This window comes from Chitinophagaceae bacterium, assembly GCA_016717285.1.
Classification (GTDB): Bacteria; Bacteroidota; Bacteroidia; order Chitinophagales; family UBA10324; genus JACCZZ01.
Genome location: JADKFU010000003.1, coordinates 42,039 through 61,020, shown reverse-complemented (window position 1 = coordinate 61,020; position 18,982 = coordinate 42,039). Strand labels below are relative to the sequence as shown.

Sequence of the window (18,982 nt, the reverse complement as noted above, 5' to 3'; positions counted from 1 at the left end):
AAACCTTTGCCCAGATATATTTTCATCATTTGATGCTGAAGGCTTTTTTATAATGGCGTTTAAGAAAATCTTCCACGTCACTGGTCTTGTATAAAATCTTTGCACCTACCTGGCTAAAAGAGAGTTCCCCGTTGTCGCGGTAGTTCTGCAGTGTGCGCTTGCTCACCTTGAGCCATTTGCAGACTTCGTTATTGTCCAGCCACGGGTCGTCAGGCGCCGTTGTTTTCAGGCGGGTATCAATACCAGCTTTAATTTGATTGAGTTGCTCCAGCAGTTGCTGGAATGCTTTAGATTCGATGGTGATTACGTCCATATTTGTATCCAGTTTTATTAAATGAACTGGATACAAATATGTGAGTATGCAAAGGTGAAATAATAGTAGTAGGGGGTTGTACAACCCTGATATAGTATCTGATATTCAATCGATTATATTACTTTTTTTCTTTCAGCTTTTTTGTAAATTTTTCCAGTTTGGGAAACTGAATCAACCAAAATTCAATGGCACCATAATCAAGTGCATAGTAATGGTTGTATACACTTTCGGGGCTTAAATCTTCTTGTGCTTTTGAATCAAAAGCTTTGCTGATAACCTTAGCTATAGATTTTTCGGTTTTACCCTCAATCAATTTAATCTCCTTTAAGGCCCTGAATATAAAAGCAAGTTGTTTTACAGTCAAGTAAGTTTTGATCTTCTCTACTCCAGATTCTTTTTCAGAGTTTTCATTTTCTACAATCCATTCTTTGATGGAATCTGATAATTCAGTTGTCAACAGTTTTGATGCGAATTTCCGAGTTATCTGTTTAAGATATTGGCAATATTTTTTTGCCGTTCCTGCGAAATTACTTTCAAAATGAAAATTGAGGAATGAATCAATATGCATCAAATCACACTGGCGAAGGGCGAAGGCGAAGAGGAGCTCAAACTGGTAATCCATTACTGTTTTCCTGCTGACTATAACCGCTTGTGCGTAACTGTAAAGGTAGTAGTAGCGGTCTCCGCCAAATGTCAAGTGATTGTTTCCATTCTTGTTCTTGGGCTTATTATAGGCTGGCACGAAAAAATCTAAAAGGAATGGCTCTCGAGCGAAAAAATCATTACTGAATGTATTATACTTTTCTATCAAAAACTTGCGCCGTTTAGGAGAATAATCAACTCTTGGTTCAGCATGATTCACTAATAGGCTCTGAATGATATTTTCAAGATCTTTTCCAATTCCGAATGGACAAGTTTTCCATTCAAAGGATTCTGGTTCTCTTTTAAATTGATATTCGTTCCAAAATATGGTTGCAGTATTAATTGAATACGAATAGTTTTCAAATACTTCTTCTTCTTCAAAAGTGATAGCTTCTTTTTTCATTACAGGAAATGTTGTTTTTGAATTAATACACAGTTATAGAGCTATTAAAAGCTAACACCTTACTCTATTACGATACAAAATCATGGGGGAATTCCAACGTAAATGAGGGAACAGATATAAGGTAATGCATTGAGAAATGGAAAATTTAGGCAAATGGAAAAAAGCTTTGAATGTTTACCCTAAGTTTACCCTTGTCTAAAATATTACTTCTAATACTATGATTTACAGTCTATTACAAATATATTAAGTGTCCTCGCAGAGACTCGAACTCTGGACCCGCTGATTAAGAGTCAGCTGCTCTACCAACTGAGCTACGAAGACATGGTTTAAAATCTGTAATAAAACCCGGACGGCAAAAGTCAGGAATTTTCGGTGAAAGAAAGAATGGTTATTTATAATAATTGTCTAATTTCGTTAGATTAATCATCTGTCAAAAAAAATGAAAATGAAACTTCTCGCATTGATTGTTGCAGTGGCGTTAACTGGTGTCCAGGCCGTAAAGGCGCAGAGCACTTCCATTCAATTGGATGGCAAAAAATATAAGATTGAATTAACGAAAGAAGGATCTAAAGACGCCGCCATTGTTCAAACTATTTTATTTGAGAATGGCATGTTTCAAACTCCGGGCTTTACCTCATTCGGATTTAAAGAATCCAAAGCGTATGCTAAACCTACTGCTGATTATTTTACCTGGATGTCAACAGTTAACAGCGAGAAAGAAGGTGCGATGGGCTGGCAGGGCAAAGTGACCGGTGAAAAGATTGATGGAACTTGTGTATGGAGAAAACCCAATGCACAACCCATACAATACAATTTTCAGGGTACGGAAATCAAGTCTGAAATTAAATAATCAATTAACTGATTAACAAATCCGGATAGAAAAAACTATCCGGATTTTTTTTATTCTATCGTGAGGTGGTCTATAAATATTCCTCCGGAAGCCACAGAAAAACGCAGAAAACATTTTCGTGTATTTCACTGCCTTCATGCCAATTATGCTATTTCCAAAATAACAGGTCTGACTTGTTCGGCTACATCCGCTGTATTAATTCAACACAGAATTGAACTAAGCTCCACGTAACATCTGGAGTTTGCGAAGCAATGCGCTATAAGGATCATGAGCAACCCCTGGCAGTGATGATTCGCAGCAAAGTGGGATTTTTACAATGAAAAATTCGGGTTCAAAGAAGCCTTAATGTCCATGATGGTCTTCGTGATGATGCTCTTCGTTTTTTATTTCGGGAGCAAGTACCATTACAAAACAAAAAAGTGCGCCAACGCCGCCAACTACCATTACAATTTGTGGAAACCAGATTTCAAGTAGCATGGAATGCAATTATTTTTAAGTGTGGTGCGAAAATAAGATGCAAAGCGGAGATTTTCTGATTTGATTTAAGACAATTCTAAAAATTGTTCTTCACCTCTCCGTTCATGTCCCGATTTTTCATCGGGAGCGAAGGACTGATGGCCAGGAAAATAAGCAGCATCAGTATTGAGCACTATAATTAATTCTTTCCCGGCAAATTGAAACCTATTCGTTTGCGTGTATCAGAAGTTTGTTCAGCGAGTTTAAATTCCGCTACGTCTTCCAGAATGATTTTACCGAGCAGATCTGGTGTTCGTAATTCTTTTGGTATCGCAGCCAGCCGCAGGTCACGGTTTTTGACCGACTCTTCAATGATCTTGCGCACATTGCGGGCATTGCCGAAATATTTATCGCGTTTATCATAAAGGAAGGCCAGGAATTTTTTCAGGTGATCGGATGCATCGTCATCCGCTACCAGGTTTTCTGCTTTTAACATGCTCATAGCAATGGCAAATAATTCATCAGGTGAGTAATCTTCGAACAGGAAGGTTTTATCAAATCTTGATTTAAGGCCGGGATTTGATTCTAAAAAATGAATCATATTGTCGGTATAACCGGCCGCAATTACCACCAGTTGACCGCGTAAATCTTCCATTCTCTTCAGCAGCGTTTCAATTGCCTCACTGCCAAAATCATTTGCTGAACCAGAACTAAGGGCATACGCTTCATCGATAAACAGCACTCCACCTTTTGCGCTGTCTACCACATGAGAGGTTTTTATAGCAGTTTGTCCAACATAACCTGCTACAAGTCCCTGCTTATCTACTTCCACCAAATGTCCTCTTTCCAATAGACCAAGTGCTTTGTAAATGCGGGCAACAATCCTGGCCACCGTTGTTTTACCGGTACCCGGATTTCCCATAAAAATGCTGTGCAGGGAAAAGCGGCTCAATACATCTTTTCCTTCTTCCCGGTAGAACCTTACCAGCTTTACCATCTCATTGATCTCATTCTTAATATCGTTCATCCCCACGAGCGCATTCAATTCTTGCAAGGCATCTTTCAGCAAAAATTCATCTATCGGAATATCCGGAAGCTCACGATCCCGGGAGGCAAAAATCTTTCGGAAGTCTTCCATTTCCAGCGTTGTGAAGCTCTCTTTGTTTAATGATTTGGGATCTTTATGACGCATCACACGCAATCCCATATTTAGTTTTGCTTCGTCAATCCAACCATTTACCAGCCGGGCATTGCCGAAAGAACGGTCGCGGTTGCGGTATGCTTCCACTAGTTTTTCATAGAGGTATTTTTTGGCGTCCTGCGAAAAAATAAGGTTACGTTCTTTGAGTGCAAACTCAGCAATGGCATCGAGCTCCTGCGGCAGGTAGTCGGGAAATTCAAATACCTGGCTGAAACGCGACTTCAATCCCGGATTAGAATCAAGGAAGGTGTGCATCTCCTCCGGATAGCCGGCAACAATAATGGCGATGTCTCCTTTTCCGTCGCTTATTTCTTTCAGCAAAATTTCAATCACTTCTTTTCCAAAATCTTTGCTGTCATCTGACTTTCGTGCCAGTGCGTAAGCCTCATCAATAAACAGGACACCGCCACGCGCACGGTTGATCACTTCCTTGGTTCGCGGGGCCGTTTGACCGATATATTCAGCCACAAGGTCAGCGCGGTCTACTTCAACAAGGTGACCTTTGCTAAGGAGTCCCATCTTCGCATAAATGCGGCTTAAAAGGCGGGCAACAGTGGTTTTACCGGTGCCCGGATTTCCCGTAAAAACGGAATGCAGATTGAGCTTATCATCTGTTGCAAGTCCCTTTTCCGCGCGAAGTTTTGTAAACTCCAGATACCGGAGGTATTCATGAATTTTTGTTTTGATGGTAGAAAGCCCAATGAGATCATCCAGAATTTTTATTACCTGATCAAGTGTCTCAATTGATTCTGTTGATTGGTTGGGTGCTGTGATTTGATACTGAGGCGTATTCAGGATGGACACTTCTCCTTCTTCTGCTGCCTCCCCCACCGTAAATGGTACCACGCCAATCAGGTGGTCCATAAAAATAATTTCGAGAGTAAAATTGCCCGGATACCACGTGCCTTTAACATCAGAACCCCAACCGGTTGTAAGTGTATATTGACGGTTGCTGTCGGGATTCATGAAAAAGAATTCAATGCACTGTCCTTTTAGCTGACGGGCATCGTTGTAAAAATCAAAGTGTATTTCACATGGCCAGTTAACATCCGGCAGCAGGTTTTGGATCACTACTTCAGCCCATACAAAACGGGTTTCATCTTTGTTAAATTTTGAAAAGTATTTACGTTCCGTAACAGCCAGACCATTATTAGGTCCCTCATATAACTTCACCGATTGAATATTCAAATAAGGATTAGAATCATTGGTCACTCGTCCGCTATTGGCAACATAAAAAGTTTTTGAACCAACCAACATGCCATCTACCCATGCTTCCCAATAGTATTGTTCTTTTTTCCAGAAAGAGCCGGGAGCAGGGTTTCCCCAGCCTTCGCGGATGTAAACAATATTTTCATCGGTTTTTACTATGCGGTCTACCTTTAAGTCACAGATCTCTTTTCCGTTTGAATGAAATGCCTTCAGGTTCACTTTTATGTTCCATTCTTCTTCATCAAATTTTTTATTGAATAAAGAAAGCTCTGCATAAACATAGGTAGTGGCCGTTTCTTCGAGTACCTGCTGGTATTTGCGCTTACCTTCTGCCAAAGGATCAGCAGGGCCGAAAACTTTCAGGTCGCGGAATTTATAGTTTGTGGCCGATGAATTTTTAGGCATGGAGCTTTCTGATCAGATAAAGAAATGAATAATTTGGTTGGACACGGCTGCATTCATTAAAATGATTCATCTGAAACACATAAAATTATGTTGAAAATGTTTTTTTTACCCATTTTGGTTTCGAATGGAAAATGCAGATTCAGAAAAACAATTTCATATTCTTGAAAAACTGTGAAATTCAAACGGTTTCAGAAGAAACCGGAAATAAAACGACCGTTTGATGGCGAATGTTTTTATAGAAAGAAAATTGCTGCAACAACCTTTAATTATCCCGCCAAAAACTGCAAGCGGCGGGATAATCAAAAGATGTTATCAAGCATTGAGGGTGCTTAAAGGAACAGCAACCTTATAATAGCAAAATATTTTACTGGCTTACTTATCGCTTGCCGGCGACAATAAACTTCGAAAAAATCACCTGACTGCCATTGTTGACAGACAGTAAATAAGTTCCATTGGTAAAAGTGTCCGGAAGTTTTAAATCATTATTGTATTGCACTCCGTTAAGAGGTTGCTGATCGGAATACAATTCAACCCCAAGCAGGTTACTGATTGTAAGATGAGCAAGCGGTGCTTCCGAAGAAAAAACTGCGTTAATGTGAATGATGTTGTACGCCGGATTGGGATAGATCGTGATTGTGCTCTCCCTCTCAGATTCATAACTTGCAAGATCTGATTCTTTACAATCGCTTGTAAAAGTGGTCACTTTTGAATCTTCGGTGCAACCATTCAGGTTGGTAACCCTGCACTTATAATCTCCCGCAGTGCTGACTATATAAATACTTTGTGTTGCGCCCGGAATATTTATGTCATTTTTAATCCATTGGTATAAATAGCCGTTTCCAACATAGGCTGACAGCGTACGGGTTGCACCATTGCAAATGTTTTTGGAGCCTGTTAAAGTTACTTTTGCTTTCGGCTTGGTATTAACGGTAATGTCTTTTTCGGGAGATTGGTTAACGCAATTGTTGATATCAGTTATGGTAACCTTGTAATTACCCGTTGACAGAGGGTAATAGTTTTTGCTGGTTGCATTTTCGATATCTTTTGATCCTTTTACCCATTGATAATGCGGATATCCTGAATTAGCCCCTAGAAATGTAGCGGAGTTACCCTCACAAAAAACAGTAGGTCCGTTAGTAGTGACATTGACTGAGGGAAGGGGATTAACAACTACATTAACATATGGTGAAGCCTTACTACAACCATTGATATCAGTAACAGTCGCATTGTAAGATCCTGGATTAGTAACTGTAAGCAGGTGGCCATTTTTACCGGTAGACCATATGCACGTTGGATAAACTGAGCCGGCATCAAGTTGCACAGATTGGCCGTCGCAAAAAGTGAGAGGACCATCGGCGGAAATTACCGGCTGCGGTAAAGGATTAACGGTAATCGTAATGCCATCAGAAACCGATGAACAGCCATTCTGATCAGATTCAGTTACGTAATATGTTCCGGGATTTGTAACCGTCAGCAAAGTACTCGTAACACCGGTAGACCACAAGTAGGTAACATTAGGATCAATGTCTTTCAAGGTAAGTTCTGTGCTCGAACCAATACAGAATGCATCTTTGCCGGTATTCTTGATTATAGGAGTTGCAGGTTTTGGATTCACAGTTAAAGCGATGGTATCGGACGCCCAGTAACCTTCTTTTTTATCCCACACACGCAACCAATAGTTACCGCTGTTTTTTGCCCATATCTTTTTCGTGGTTTCTCCGGTTGACCAGAGATAAGCATAATGATCATTTTCTGACATCAGATTTACACTATCACCCTGGCAAAAAGTAGTAGAACCTGCAGCTGTTACGAAGGCTGAAGGCGGAGCATCAGGCACGTAACTGGAAGTGATCTTTATAATTCCATATGCTTTAACAGTAAAATTTGCTGGAAGCGTGGCGCTTTTGTGCAATACGTCACCATCATTCGCAATGTAATCAAGCGGATCGGCAGAAATAGAGGTATAACTTCCACCACCTTTAAAAACATCCGCTGTACTAATCTTAATGTCGGTGGCGGTGAGATTTACCAGCACAGCGGCTGAAGAATTATTATTGGAAAACTGCCAGCCATAAAGTGCCGGATAACTTACCGTATCATCTTTATCCACTGCTGAAACCATAGGTACCCCCTCAAAACTTAGTTGCGAAGCATACTTCATTCCATTTACTGTTTCATTGATCAATTGAATAGCATTACCCGAAGCAGTAAGATCCCACGCCGTAGTGATAGGTGGTTTGGGCGGTTGTTGAAAACTTCCTCCTGACTTAAACTTAAATCCTGCATTATCTGTGAAATAACCGCCGTAACCTGCGCTGCCGCAAACGGTATGAAAATTTACATTGGTAATTTTTTCACTTTCCAGAAAGTGCAGCGTTTGCGTGGCAACAAATAATGCATGTCCCCATGAACCATGTACAGGAACATTAAAATCCTGCATATTAAATTCTGTGATCCACACTTCTTTTCCCGGCCGAACTGTTGGCAGGTCTTCAGCAGACAAAATATTCCATGCCTTAAATGGACGGTAAAGAAATTCAGGAATATCCTTCACTGTGTATTTTCCATCCCCAGTACCCGTACTACCTTCATTTCCGGATGAGGAATAATATTCATGATAGGTAATAGCATCTTCACCTTCCAGCGTTTTCACCAGATCTTCATCCCACGTAACTCTTCGTTCCTGATTGTTACGGTTAAAAGCTCCTTGCGCTGCCACTTTTGCATTCGGGAAATGAGCATGAATGGAATCAATCCACTTTGAAGCGACTGTTCCATAGACCTGAGCATTCGGGAAAATCGAATAGATATAAGCGGAATCTTCATCTTCATCAAGGTAAAACTCATTACCTAATTCAATGTATTTTATGGCCATTCCGAGGGAATCTGCATAGTGCAGCATTTCCAACTGATAATCCAGTGTTGAACTGATCATATTAACCACAAATAGGGGAACAGCACCCGTGGCATCTAATAATTTCTTGAAATTTTCCAGTGTATTGTATTCAGGAGCTTCATTGGGCTTATGGTTCGGTGAATTAGGATCGTTTACAAACCATCCGGTTTTCCAATCCCACCAGTTGGCATTTCCGCCGGAAGGAAAACGAATCACCTTTGAATTCATCGCCGGCGCGTTTGTAAGCATTTTAGGATGGCTGATGTACATGCCATCACGGGTGCTGTTCTGACTTCCGATACCGGCCCAGTCTGACTGGATGGATCTGCGGTTCGATAATTTAGTAGTGTACGTTTGTCCCATTACCGGCATTTCCTGCAACAGGAGCATCAATAAGGGCATGGCCAAATAGCCAAGAGGGCGAAGTGTAAAATGTGGGTTCATTAGTTTTGAAGTATTGCTGAGGCTTATTAAATGTCAGCTAGAAAACCGGGTTTGGATTTTTAGCAGAAAATGTTGGCTAAGATATCAAAGATATTGGAATGATTGCTATAGGTTTTTTGCTCATATATAATTAGCCATTTTTGGGGGGTGCTTTCGTATAATGATCTGTTGAAATGTAAAAGCGAGATAGACGGGAATAGCGGAATTTGATATTTCTCTTTTTTCGAAGATGATTGCAGCCTCTGGCCAGGGAAACAAATTTTAAAAAGAAGTCAGTTTAGTTAAAAAAACATGCTCAGCTTATGGACTGTTTACTGAATGATTGTGTTAATATTTAAACCACGCGCCATTCTTCGTTGCGCATACTAAAAATTTAAAACAGATGTCGCAGGCATGGTAACTCCGGATAATTATTAATAGGATCCTTTAAATCAAAGGAACCGATGGTAGTTCAAAATATTTCGGCTAACATACAACGTGCACTTCCTCCACCGATACTTTCAATCGTGCCAAGTGGCGCATGAAGTAATCTTCCGTCTTTTTTAAGAATGTCTGCTTGTGAATCCTTCAATGATTGAAAGGCCTGGTCACTCATCACCCAGAATTTTTCACGGTCACGGTTCTTCACGAGCAGCATGTTTCCGGCGAATTGCAGCAACTGTTCATAGGTGATGGTAACAATTTCATGATGGGCTGACAATTGCCGGAGGAGATTTTTTCTTTCTGCTTCGTCCTTAATAATCTCGTCGCACACAACAGCCGTTTTTTCGCCGATGGCCATCAATACATTGGTATGATAAATTTCATTTCCGCTTTTATCAGTTGCAATAAAGTATACCGGGTCAAACTCAAGTTTCCCTATAAAATCCTGTAGCGGTTTTTTATGGGTACGTGAGGAAAGATTTGCATACGCCTTACGATTTATGCGATCGAGCACTAAGCTTCCGGTGCCTTCCAAAAACTGATTTTGTTTTTCGTATCCGGAAAAATCAATCGACTGGTTCAAATGAAATACATCTTTTAATAAGCTGATCCAATTGCTTCGTCGCTCCAACCTTCTGTTTGGCGCAAGCATCGGATACAATACCATATTGCCGTCCTGAAATGAAATCCAGTTATTGGGGAAAATGGAATCCGGCGTAACAGGATTGCCGGGGTCCTGTAATACGATCACATAAATTTTGTTGCTTCTAAGGAGCTGAACAAAATCATCAAATTCTTTGAGTGCTTTTTCATGAATGGTATCACCATTTGCTGCTGACGCATGCTGAAATATATTGGTGGAGGCCGTTTCAGTATTAAAGCCGAAATGTGCCGGCCGCACCATGAAAAGTGTGTCTGTAACCTGGCCGGCTGAACTTGATGTTTTCATTTATGGGATTGCAAATTACTATTTCGCTTTAACCCGCCTGATTCAGGTTAAAACAGACATTCATCATTCAAAAATCTTTGCTCTATATTGTATATTTAATGGGTTCTGGTTTTTCCGGGTTAAGGTTTGTGGAGCAACAACGTTGTATTTCGTCTTATTCCTTACCAGTAGGTAAATTTTTACTTTTACCTCGGGCCACAACCAAAATGCATACACGTATTGATGAAAATTGAAACGAATAAATCCCTGCAGTCCTATAACACTTTTGGCATCGCAGTTACTGCAAAATATTTTGCCGAAATAACATCAACAGAAGAATTTAAGGCGCTGGTTTCCGATCCGGAGTTTAAAAATGAAAACAAGTTAATTCTGGGCGGCGGCAGTAATATTCTTTTCACCAAAAACTTTGACGGCCTGGTGATCAAAAATTCCATTGCCGGAATTAATGTGGTGAAGGAAGATATTTATCACACCTGGGTGAAAGCAGGAGCGGGCGAGCCCTGGCATCCTCTGGTTCTGTTTTGTGTGGCACATAACCTGGCAGGCATTGAAAATCTTTCTTTGATTCCTGGATGTGTAGGCGCAGGTCCCATGCAAAATATTGGCGCGTATGGAGTTGAAATTAAGGACACCTGCGAAGAAGTGGAAGCAATGAATATGCTAACCGGTGAGAAGAGGATTTTCTCAAATGCTGACTGCGAATTTGGCTACCGGGAAAGTGTTTTTAAGCATAAGCTGAAAGATCAATTCCTGATAACAGCGGTTACTTTGAGGCTCAATAAAATTTTTAAACCGCATATCAACTATGGTGATATCAAGCGCACATTAGAAGAAATGCGGGTGAATGAAATCACTATTAAAGCGGTAAGCGACGCGGTGATAAAAATCAGAAGCACAAAATTACCTGATCCGAAAGTGATTGGCAACGCCGGAAGTTTTTTTAAGAATCCGGTTGTCAGTAAAAAGCAGTTCAACGCATTGATTGCAAAAAATCCGTTAATGCCCAACTACCCGCAAAAGGGCGGAGAGATGAAAATCCCTGCAGGCTGGTTGATTGAGCAATGCGGATGGAAAGGAAAAGTGGTGGGTCATACAGGAGCACATAAATCACAGGCATTGGTATTGGTGAACTATGGCGATGCAACCGGAGATGAGATTTATAACCTTGCATTGGATATTCAAAAATCGGTGCTCGAAAAATTCGGTATTGAGATTACACCGGAAGTAAACCTCATTTAAATAAGACTAAGGTTGAAATTCGTAACAACCTATATCCTGCTTTCCATCAGTACGGGGTTTTCCGTCCAGGTCTATTGTCAGGCCGTTTAAAACACCCGCATCAATGCAAGGCGATTCTGCAGAAAGATGATAATCATCATGGTCAAAGGGATCAACAAATAATGGATCCTGGTTATAAATACATTCCACGAAGGAAGTAACGGTTGTATCAATATCCTCATTCACTTTCAGCAGGCAATGATCGAATGTGAAATTGAATTCAGCAAGAGTAGTTGGATCAAGATCCAGCTCTTTTTCCAGCGAGCCATAAATTATACAATTCCTGAAGCCTGCATTGAGATTGGCCGGCAAAATCTGATCCATGCCCTGTTCATCTTTGTAAGCAAAATAATTACTTAACCGAGCCACAGGACTTTGATGATTAATAAGTACGGAAGAGTAGTTGGCAAAAGTGCAATTCTCAAATACATAGTTACCACCATATTCCAGTTGCACATTCCATTCCCCGCATCCTTGTATCAAACAGTTTTCAGCATAAATATCAGCAGTGATACCGAGCAGACCTGACGACAGGGTGAATCTGATTTGTGAGTTTCGCATGGTCAGTTTTGGCGCGGATGTTTCCTTAAGCGAATCAACCCTGATACCGACTATTGCTTCTTTGATAACTGCATAATTGATTTCATTATCATGACTGCTGCGCAAGAGGTGAATGCCTTCCCAATTACCCGGATCATCTACATAATAAGATTCTAAACGGTCTCCACGGAAGATGACAGAATCATTTGCCTGTCCCATCACCTTTAGAGTTCCCTGCACATAGAAACGCGAATCCGCATGCATAAAGATCCGGCAACCTGGTTGAATGGTGAGCACTTCATCAGAGTCAACCAGAATCGAATGAATTATTACGTAGGGCTTTTCAGGCGTCCAGGTTTGTGTACCGATCACTTCTCCATAAATGAAATTTGCATTTTGTCCCCAGGCCTGTAAAGTAACAGATTGCAGATTTCCGTTGGTTTCAAACAGCACGGAATCATACATTACATACGGATTATTTTCATCGTTCGGGTCAATGGTTACCGCTACAAAAATATAAATGCTGTCGTTGGCAGGAATTTCAAGATCAGTTAATTCATTCACCGGATAACCATCAATATTCAAACGATAAATAGATTGATCGCCGCCTCCCAGCCGGATGTTGCTGATGCTGATTTTCTGATTGTGCGGATTATGGACCGTGAAATACAGCGTAGTGGAACCGAGTGATGTAAATACAGTATCAAATGTAAGCGTGTCAGTAGAAAATGAAAGTTTGTCTCCTGAGTTGGTGGTGATGGTATCTTTTTTACAGGAATAAAAAATGATTCCTGTCAAGCATACAAATAGAACCGGTGAAAAAAAATTGCGCACGGATTTCATGAACGGCAAAGATCATTTTTTATTACGACTTGTCGAAAAGACGGAGGTGGCTCATCTTTATTAACCGGCACTATTCAATCATTTCACAGCACATGCAATCGTTGCAATGCTAACTTTTGTATCGGGAATGGCTAATATTATTTGCGCGCAAGCTTCGAGTGTTGAACCTGTAGTAATTACATCATCAGCAAGCAGCACATGCTTGCCTGCCAATAGATCAGGATCAGAGACTTTAAATACTGTACCAACATTCTGCCATCTTTCAAATCTTGATTTATGGGTCTGGGTTTCGGTAGCCGAAATTCTTTGCAAAGCATGTTTGCTCCACGGCTTCGTCATTGCTGTTGAAAGGCCTTCACTGAAAAGATCTGCCTGGTTGTAAGAACGGAGCAGCTCTTTCGATTTGTGCAAAGGAACCGGCACGATCAAATCAACGGTGCGGAAGTCAACAGACTGAAGCAGGTCATGACCATAAATTTTTCCGATGGCAACACCCACTTCTGTTTTTCCTTTGTATTTCAATTGGTGAACAAGGTGCTGAACACGGCTGCCTTTTTGAAAAAAATAACAGGCAGCGGCCCTCGTAATATTCACCCTTCCCCAGAAATGTTTTTCTATGGCATTGTTCCTTTCCAGGTGAAAATATGTTTTAGGAAGGTAATGCCTGCAGAAGGTGCAGATCACGTCTTCTCCTTTTTGAAGCGAATGCCCGCAGGAACCACACAACTGAGGATAGAAGAGCGAAATAAAATCGGAGAGATACTCCTGAACATTATTCATATTAATATTAATAAATACAGCGAAAAGTACTTAAAACCAATCACCTTTGCAAGCAATTGGTAAATGAATTTGTTACCCGTGATTTTTTTTTATTTCTTCACGGCTTCAAAAGGTGAAAACCGGATAGGTTGGTAGCTTAATATTTAGATAATTTTAAAATTTAGTGATGCCTGAAGAAGAAAAAAAAATCATCCCGCCGGCGCAAAGCGCTGTTTTTGAATTGCCGCCCGAAGGTTCATTGGGTTTATTGGCGTTGGGCGCCGTTGCTGTAAAACCATGGCGCCAAAAAAGAATAGAATCCGGCTTCGAAGAGCAACTGATTGAACGTTGCAAAAAGCAGGTGATAGAAGGTGAAAGAAAGAAGGAAGAACGCCAGAAAAGAATAGAAGAAGCGAAACTAAAAAAAGAGCAGGAGCAGCATGAGCAAAAGAACAGCTAAGAAAGTACTATTGATTGGTTGGGACGCTGCCGATTGGAAAGTGATCAACCCGCTGATGGACAATGGCATGATGCCCACTTTGAACAGACTGGTAAATGAAGGCGTGATTGCCAATCTTGCAACACTTGATCCTCCCTTGTCGCCGATTCTATGGACTTCCATCGCCACCGGCAAACTGGCTGATAAACACGGGATTCTCGGATTCGTTGAGCCGGATGCCGGCAAGATGCAGGTGCGTCCTGTATTATCCACTTCAAGAAAAGTAAAAGCACTGTGGAATATATTAACACAAAAAGGATTTAAGACCCATGTTGTTGGATGGTGGCCAAGTCATCCTGCCGAACCCATCAACGGTGTGATGGTTTCCAATTTCTATCAAAGGGCAGTGGCTGCTTACCAGGATCCCTGGCCCATGGCAGACGGTACCGTTTTTCCGAAAGAACTCAGTGCTGTTTTTGAACAGTTGCGGATTCATCCAAGTGAACTTACACTTTCGCATCTCGCACCTTTGTTTCCCAATTTTAAAAAGATTAACCAGGAAACTGATCCGCGACTTGCGCAAGGAGCAAAAATCCTGGCCAATGCTGCCTGCATTCACAATGCGAGCACCTGGATTATGGAGAATAAAGAGTGGGATTTTCTCGCAGTGTATCATGATGCTATCGATCATTACAGTCATGCATTCATGAAATTTCATCCACCGCAACGCAAAGGAATTCCGGATGCCGTTTATGAATTGTATAAAGATGCTGTAAGTGGCATGTATCGCTTCCACGACATGATGCTGGAGAGACTCTTACAGCTTGCAGGTCCTGATACTACCGTAATTCTGATGAGTGATCATGGATTTCATCCCGATCATTTGCGACCGAATAAATTACCGAAAGAGCCAGCGGGACCGGCTTACGAACATTCTCCCTATGGAGTTCTTTGTATGAGTGGAAATAATATTCAGAAAGACCAGCGGATTTATGGCGCAACATTACTGGATATAGCGCCCACAATTCTTACCATGTTTGGTCTTCCGGTAGGACAGGATATGGATGGCAAAGTGCTGGTGCAGGCATTTGAAAAACCTAATCCACCTGATTATATTGAAAGTTGGGAAAATGTGGCAGGGGAAGCAGGCATGCATCCTTCTGAACAACGTGAAGATCCGTGGGCTGCCAAGGAAGCGATGAATCAGTTAGTGGAATTGGGATACATTGATGCTCCCGGTGAAAATCAACAGAAGAACATTGAAAAGATTACGCGTGAGTCCAAGTGGTACCTGGCGCGGGTTTTAATGTATAAGAAAGAATACGACAAGGCCATTGAGTTGTTGGAAGAGATTTATGGTCAGGAACCGGAGATTCGCTATGGATTGTCACTGATCCGCTGCTATCAGCAATTGCGAAAAGTTACAGAGTTCAGGTCCATTCTCGAAAAAGTAAGACAATCAGATTCCGACGCCAATAAGTTGGTGCAACTCGATATGCTCGAAGGTGCTTTGCTTTTGCTGGAATATAAACCCAGGAAGGCTTTGGAGATGTTATTACAAGCGGAAGAAAAAGCTGGCCACATGTCGCAATTACACGTCCAGATCGGGAAAATATATCTGCGCAGTCAGCATTTGGAAGAAGCAGAGCGTGCTTTTGTTAAAGCGTTGTCCATCGACTCACAAAATGCAAACGCGCATCAGGGTTTAGGAGCTGTTTACCTTCGGCAGGGAAAATTTGAAGAAGCTGCCGAATCTGCTTTGAATGCCATCGGACTTCTTTATTATTATCCCATCGCGCATTACAATCTTGCAGAAGCACTCATGAATCTTGGTGAATATGAAAGATCGGCTGAAGCCTTTGAAGTTTGTTGCGCCATTAGTCCCGGCAACCGGAAAGCACATCTTTGGCTGATTAAAATTTATGAAGAGCAACTCAATCAGCCTGAAAAAGCTGAAGAGCACAGGAAATTTATTCGTGAGCGGATTAAAGGCGTGATTACGATTGTCTCCGGATTGCCACGCTCAGGCACCAGCATGATGATGCAGATGCTAAAGGCCGGTGGTGCTGATCTTATTACAGATGAAATCCGTCAGCCCGACACCAACAATCCGAAAGGCTACTGGGAATATGAAAAAGCGAAGAAGATGATGTCTGATATCTCGTGGCTTGATGAGGCTAATAACAAGACCATTAAAATAGTTGCGCCCTTGTTAACTTACCTTCCCGGGAAATATGATTACAAAATTATTTACATGCAGCGCGATATGGCGGAGGTCTTGAAATCTCAACAGGTGATGCTTGGCAGAAAGTCAGAAGTGCAGCAGAATGCTTTTCCCATTGTGCTGAGTGAAGCATTCAAGAAACAATCGGAGCAGGCGGTTGCATGGATCAAAAGGTCACCGCATGTGACAGCGCTGTTCGTCGAATATTCTGATGCAGTTGATCGCCCTGAAGAAGTGGCTGAAAATGTAGCGGAGTTTCTGGGAGAAGATCTTGATATTGGAGAGATGGTGAAGGCAGTTGATAAATCACTGTACCGAAATAAATTTGTCGAAAAGGTATAGCACCTATTCATGCTGAATGAAAAATTAATTTACATTTGAGCCAAACTCTTTGTCTATGAAAAAGGAAAATGCTACCCTCTTAAGAAAGTTAACCTCTTATTCTGCAATGGCAGGATCTGTTATAGCTGTGGCTGGAACCGCCAATGCACAGGCACTTTATACTGATATTGATCCTGACGTAACTGTTGATCAGAGCGGTTCCGTTTACATGATTGATCTTGACAACAATGGATCCAACGACTTTACCATTGGTTTGCTTCACAGCACTTCAGCAGGAGGTAATTCCTTAAATAAAGTCTTCGCTAAACCTTACAACGCTTCAATTGGAGGCACGCATCAGGGAGCTTATAATTATCCTTATGCCATGGTAGCCGGCGAAATGATCGATGCAAATATTCCATGGCAAAATGCAGCTTCGCAAACAATGGGTTCCGGAGCCGTTTTACCAGGATATAGTTCATTATATGTTGTGTACGGAAAGTGGTATGGTGTTGAAGACCGTTACTTACCGCTTCGCTTTAAAATCGGCACAAACAAATTTTATGGATGGGCACGTTTGGATGTGTCAAGCATCGTCAATTCATTTACGATAAAGGATATTGCCTATAACCCAAATGCAAATGAGGGACTGTTTGCCGGACAAGGTGATCCGACGCTGGTGCATGTTACTCCAACAGCACAACCGGTAAAGATTTTTGCCTATGATGGTGTGGTGAACGCAATGCTTTTCAGTCAGAAAATAGAAAATGCTACCCTGGTGATGACCAATATGATGGGAGAACAGGTAAAGAAGCTGAAGCTCACCGAGTCATCAACACAGATTGATGTATCAGATCTGGCATTTGGTATTTACGGAGTTACTGTAATCAATGGTGGCGAATTGTATACTCAGAAAATTGCCATTCGTAAATAAATAATCACTATCGGTTAAAAAAGCTGCCAGCCTGTTGCCGGCAGCTTTTTTTATGCGGTTACAGGATCAGATCAGCCGTTGAATAATTTCTTCCACTTTACCCACCCAGTTAACTTCGATAGCATATTTGGAAACATCCAGACCTTTTCGATTGTATTTCGAAACAAATATTTTTTGCAACCCTAATTTATCCGCTTCACTGATGCGCTGTTCAATGCGGTTTACGGCGCGGATTTCTCCTGAAAGTCCCACTTCTCCCGAAAAACTATAATTATTCTGTATCGGAACGTCTTCGTAGGAAGATAAAAGAGCCGCTACCACTGCAAGGTCAATTGCGGGATCTTCTACACGCAACCCGCCGGCGATGTTGAGAAAAACATCTTTCACTCCAAAATGAAAGCCGCACCTTTTTTCCAAAACGGCCAGCAACATATTCATTCTTCGTAAATCGAAACCTGTAGAGGTGCGTTGTGGCGTTCCATAAACAGAAGGCGTAACAAGAGCCTGCGTTTCAATCAGCATCGGCCGGATGCCTTCCATCATGGAAGCAATGGCGATACCACTCACTGCTTCGTCCCTTTGCGTGATCAATAATTCAGAAGCATTGCGCACTTCCCGCATACCTGCTGCTGTCAATTCGTAGATGCCCAACTCAGAAGCTGAACCATACCGGTTTTTAATGGTTCGCAAAATCCGGTAGGCATAATGCCGGTCTCCTTCCAGTTGCAATACCGTATCCACCATATGTTCCAGCACTTTAGGTCCGGCCAGCGTGCCTTCTTTGGTAATGTGACCGATCAGGAAAACAGGAGTGCCTGATTCTTTAGCATAGCGCAAAAACTCATTGGTACATTCGCGAACCTGTGAAACACTTCCGGCCGTAGCATCAATAGACGGAGTTTGCATGGTTTGAATCGAATCAATAATCAGAATATCAGGTTCAAGGGCAGCAATCTGGAAAAAAATATTTTCGGTGTTCGTTTCCGTGAGCACATAACAATCCGTGTTTTGCTGCTCCAATCTTTCAGAACGAAGTTTTATCTGCTGTTCACTTTCTTCTCCTGATATATAAAGCACTTTCTTGCCATTCAGGCGCAGGGCTAGTTGTAATAAGAGTGTTGATTTGCCAAATCCCGGTTCACCACCAATCAGAATAATGGAGCCGGCAACAATTCCACCACCTAAAACCCTGTTTATCTCCTCATCGGGTGTAATAAATCGTTTATTAAGTTCATTGCTGATTTCATCTATCCTTTGCGGACGCAATTCTTTCAAACCCCTTTCTTTCTTTCGCCAGGGAGCAGCTTTTAATTCTTTCTTGATCACTTCTTCTACATAGGTGTTCCACTCACCGCAGGATGGACATTTGCCGATCCATTTGGGAGACTGGGCGCCACAGTTTTGGCAAAGAAAAAGTGTTCTGGTTGTTGCCATGGTAAAGTGTCCTAAATAA

The 18,982-nt window shown here is 41.6% G+C and carries 13 protein-coding genes and 1 tRNA gene; 5 read left to right on the top strand and 9 right to left on the bottom strand.

The features are described from left to right. Positions 1-25: 25 nt before the first annotated feature. From IPO83_05085 to IPO83_05075, 3 genes are all read right to left on the bottom strand, one after another. A complete protein-coding gene (locus tag IPO83_05085; GenBank protein MBK9730650.1) occupies positions 26-313 on the bottom strand; it encodes a helix-turn-helix domain-containing protein in 288 nt (95 codons plus the stop codon). A 118-nt stretch (positions 314-431) separates the two neighbouring features. Continuing rightward, positions 432-1,358, bottom strand: coding sequence for a hypothetical protein (locus IPO83_05080; GenBank protein ID MBK9730649.1), 927 nt, complete (start codon positions 1,356-1,358; stop codon positions 432-434). 248 nt (positions 1,359-1,606) lie between these two features. Beyond that, a tRNA-Lys gene (locus IPO83_05075) sits at positions 1,607-1,679 on the bottom strand. A 124-nt stretch (positions 1,680-1,803) separates the two neighbouring features. Between IPO83_05075 and IPO83_05070 the strand changes: the two genes are divergently transcribed. Beyond that, entirely contained in the window at positions 1,804-2,208 is a 405-nt protein-coding gene (locus tag IPO83_05070; GenBank protein ID MBK9730648.1) for a hypothetical protein, read from the top strand. 655 nt (positions 2,209-2,863) lie between these two features. Here the strand turns inward: IPO83_05070 and IPO83_05065 are convergent. The 3 genes from IPO83_05065 to IPO83_05055 all read right to left on the bottom strand — a co-directional run bounded on the left by IPO83_05065 (position 2,864) and on the right by IPO83_05055 (position 10,146). Then, the gene (locus IPO83_05065) at positions 2,864-5,479 is read right to left on the bottom strand and encodes an AAA family ATPase (protein ID MBK9730647.1); all 2,616 of its coding nucleotides are present in this window, start codon (positions 5,477-5,479) and stop codon (positions 2,864-2,866) included. Positions 5,480-5,855: 376 nt separating this feature from the next. Next, entirely contained in the window at positions 5,856-8,819 is a 2,964-nt protein-coding gene (locus IPO83_05060) for a T9SS type A sorting domain-containing protein (GenBank protein ID MBK9730646.1), read from the bottom strand. A gap of 451 nt (positions 8,820-9,270) precedes the next feature. After that, positions 9,271-10,146 carry an amidinotransferase gene (locus tag IPO83_05055; protein ID MBK9730645.1) on the bottom strand — a complete coding sequence of 292 codons (876 nt, stop codon included), beginning with the start codon at positions 10,144-10,146 and terminating at the stop codon, positions 9,271-9,273. Positions 10,147-10,413: 267 nt separating this feature from the next. Here IPO83_05055 and murB point away from each other — a divergent pair, with 267 nt between their 5' ends. Beyond that, positions 10,414-11,430 (top strand): UDP-N-acetylmuramate dehydrogenase, encoded by a 1,017-nt coding sequence (murB, locus tag IPO83_05050; protein MBK9730644.1) that lies wholly within the window; start codon positions 10,414-10,416, stop codon positions 11,428-11,430. 6 nt (positions 11,431-11,436) lie between these two features. Here the strand turns inward: murB and IPO83_05045 are convergent, their stop codons facing one another. Beyond that, positions 11,437-12,852: a hypothetical protein gene (locus IPO83_05045; protein ID MBK9730643.1), complete on the bottom strand. Its 1,416-nt coding sequence runs from the start codon at positions 12,850-12,852 to the stop codon at positions 11,437-11,439. 78 nt (positions 12,853-12,930) lie between these two features. Continuing rightward, on the bottom strand, positions 12,931-13,632 hold the full coding sequence (locus IPO83_05040) for a ComF family protein (protein MBK9730642.1): 702 nt from the start codon (positions 13,630-13,632) through the stop codon (positions 12,931-12,933). A 166-nt stretch (positions 13,633-13,798) separates the two neighbouring features. Here IPO83_05040 and IPO83_05035 point away from each other — a divergent pair, with 166 nt between their 5' ends. Genes IPO83_05035 through IPO83_05025 form a run of 3 tightly spaced genes read left to right on the top strand, consistent with a single transcriptional unit; the run spans position 13,799 to position 17,529 of the window. Further along, positions 13,799-14,071: a hypothetical protein gene (locus IPO83_05035; GenBank protein MBK9730641.1), complete on the top strand. Its 273-nt coding sequence runs from the start codon at positions 13,799-13,801 to the stop codon at positions 14,069-14,071. Continuing rightward, entirely contained in the window at positions 14,052-16,616 is a 2,565-nt protein-coding gene (locus tag IPO83_05030; protein ID MBK9730640.1) for an alkaline phosphatase family protein, read from the top strand. Before IPO83_05035 ends, IPO83_05030 begins: the two co-directional genes overlap by 20 nt. A gap of 55 nt (positions 16,617-16,671) precedes the next feature. Next, positions 16,672-17,529 carry a T9SS type A sorting domain-containing protein gene (locus IPO83_05025; protein ID MBK9730639.1) on the top strand — a complete coding sequence of 286 codons (858 nt, stop codon included), beginning with the start codon at positions 16,672-16,674 and terminating at the stop codon, positions 17,527-17,529. A 66-nt stretch (positions 17,530-17,595) separates the two neighbouring features. On the opposite strand, the gene radA is transcribed toward IPO83_05025, so the two are convergent. Continuing rightward, on the bottom strand, positions 17,596-18,963 hold the full coding sequence (gene radA, locus IPO83_05020; GenBank protein MBK9730638.1) for a DNA repair protein RadA: 1,368 nt from the start codon (positions 18,961-18,963) through the stop codon (positions 17,596-17,598). Positions 18,964-18,982: the final 19 nt, after the last annotated feature.

Bases quoted from the DNA above. Each gene is read 5' to 3' on its own strand.
- IPO83_05085 (MBK9730650.1), bottom strand. From the start codon at position 313: ATGGACGTAATCACCATCGAATCTAAAGCATTCCAGCAACTGCTGGAG.
- IPO83_05080 (MBK9730649.1), bottom strand. From the start codon at position 1,358: ATGAAAAAAGAAGCTATCACTTTTGAAGAAGAAGAAGTATTTGAAAAC.
- IPO83_05070 (MBK9730648.1), top strand. From the start codon at position 1,804: ATGAAACTTCTCGCATTGATTGTTGCAGTGGCGTTAACTGGTGTCCAG.
- IPO83_05065 (MBK9730647.1), bottom strand. From the start codon at position 5,479: ATGCCTAAAAATTCATCGGCCACAAACTATAAATTCCGCGACCTGAAA.
- IPO83_05060 (MBK9730646.1), bottom strand. From the start codon at position 8,819: ATGAACCCACATTTTACACTTCGCCCTCTTGGCTATTTGGCCATGCCC.
- IPO83_05055 (MBK9730645.1), bottom strand. From the start codon at position 10,146: ATGGTGCGGCCGGCACATTTCGGCTTTAATACTGAAACGGCCTCCACC.
- murB (MBK9730644.1), top strand. From the start codon at position 10,414: ATGAAAATTGAAACGAATAAATCCCTGCAGTCCTATAACACTTTTGGC.
- IPO83_05045 (MBK9730643.1), bottom strand. From the start codon at position 12,852: ATGAAATCCGTGCGCAATTTTTTTTCACCGGTTCTATTTGTATGCTTG.
- IPO83_05040 (MBK9730642.1), bottom strand. From the start codon at position 13,632: ATGAATAATGTTCAGGAGTATCTCTCCGATTTTATTTCGCTCTTCTAT.
- IPO83_05035 (MBK9730641.1), top strand. From the start codon at position 13,799: ATGCCTGAAGAAGAAAAAAAAATCATCCCGCCGGCGCAAAGCGCTGTT.
- IPO83_05030 (MBK9730640.1), top strand. From the start codon at position 14,052: ATGAGCAAAAGAACAGCTAAGAAAGTACTATTGATTGGTTGGGACGCT.
- IPO83_05025 (MBK9730639.1), top strand. From the start codon at position 16,672: ATGAAAAAGGAAAATGCTACCCTCTTAAGAAAGTTAACCTCTTATTCT.
- radA (MBK9730638.1), bottom strand. From the start codon at position 18,963: ATGGCAACAACCAGAACACTTTTTCTTTGCCAAAACTGTGGCGCCCAG.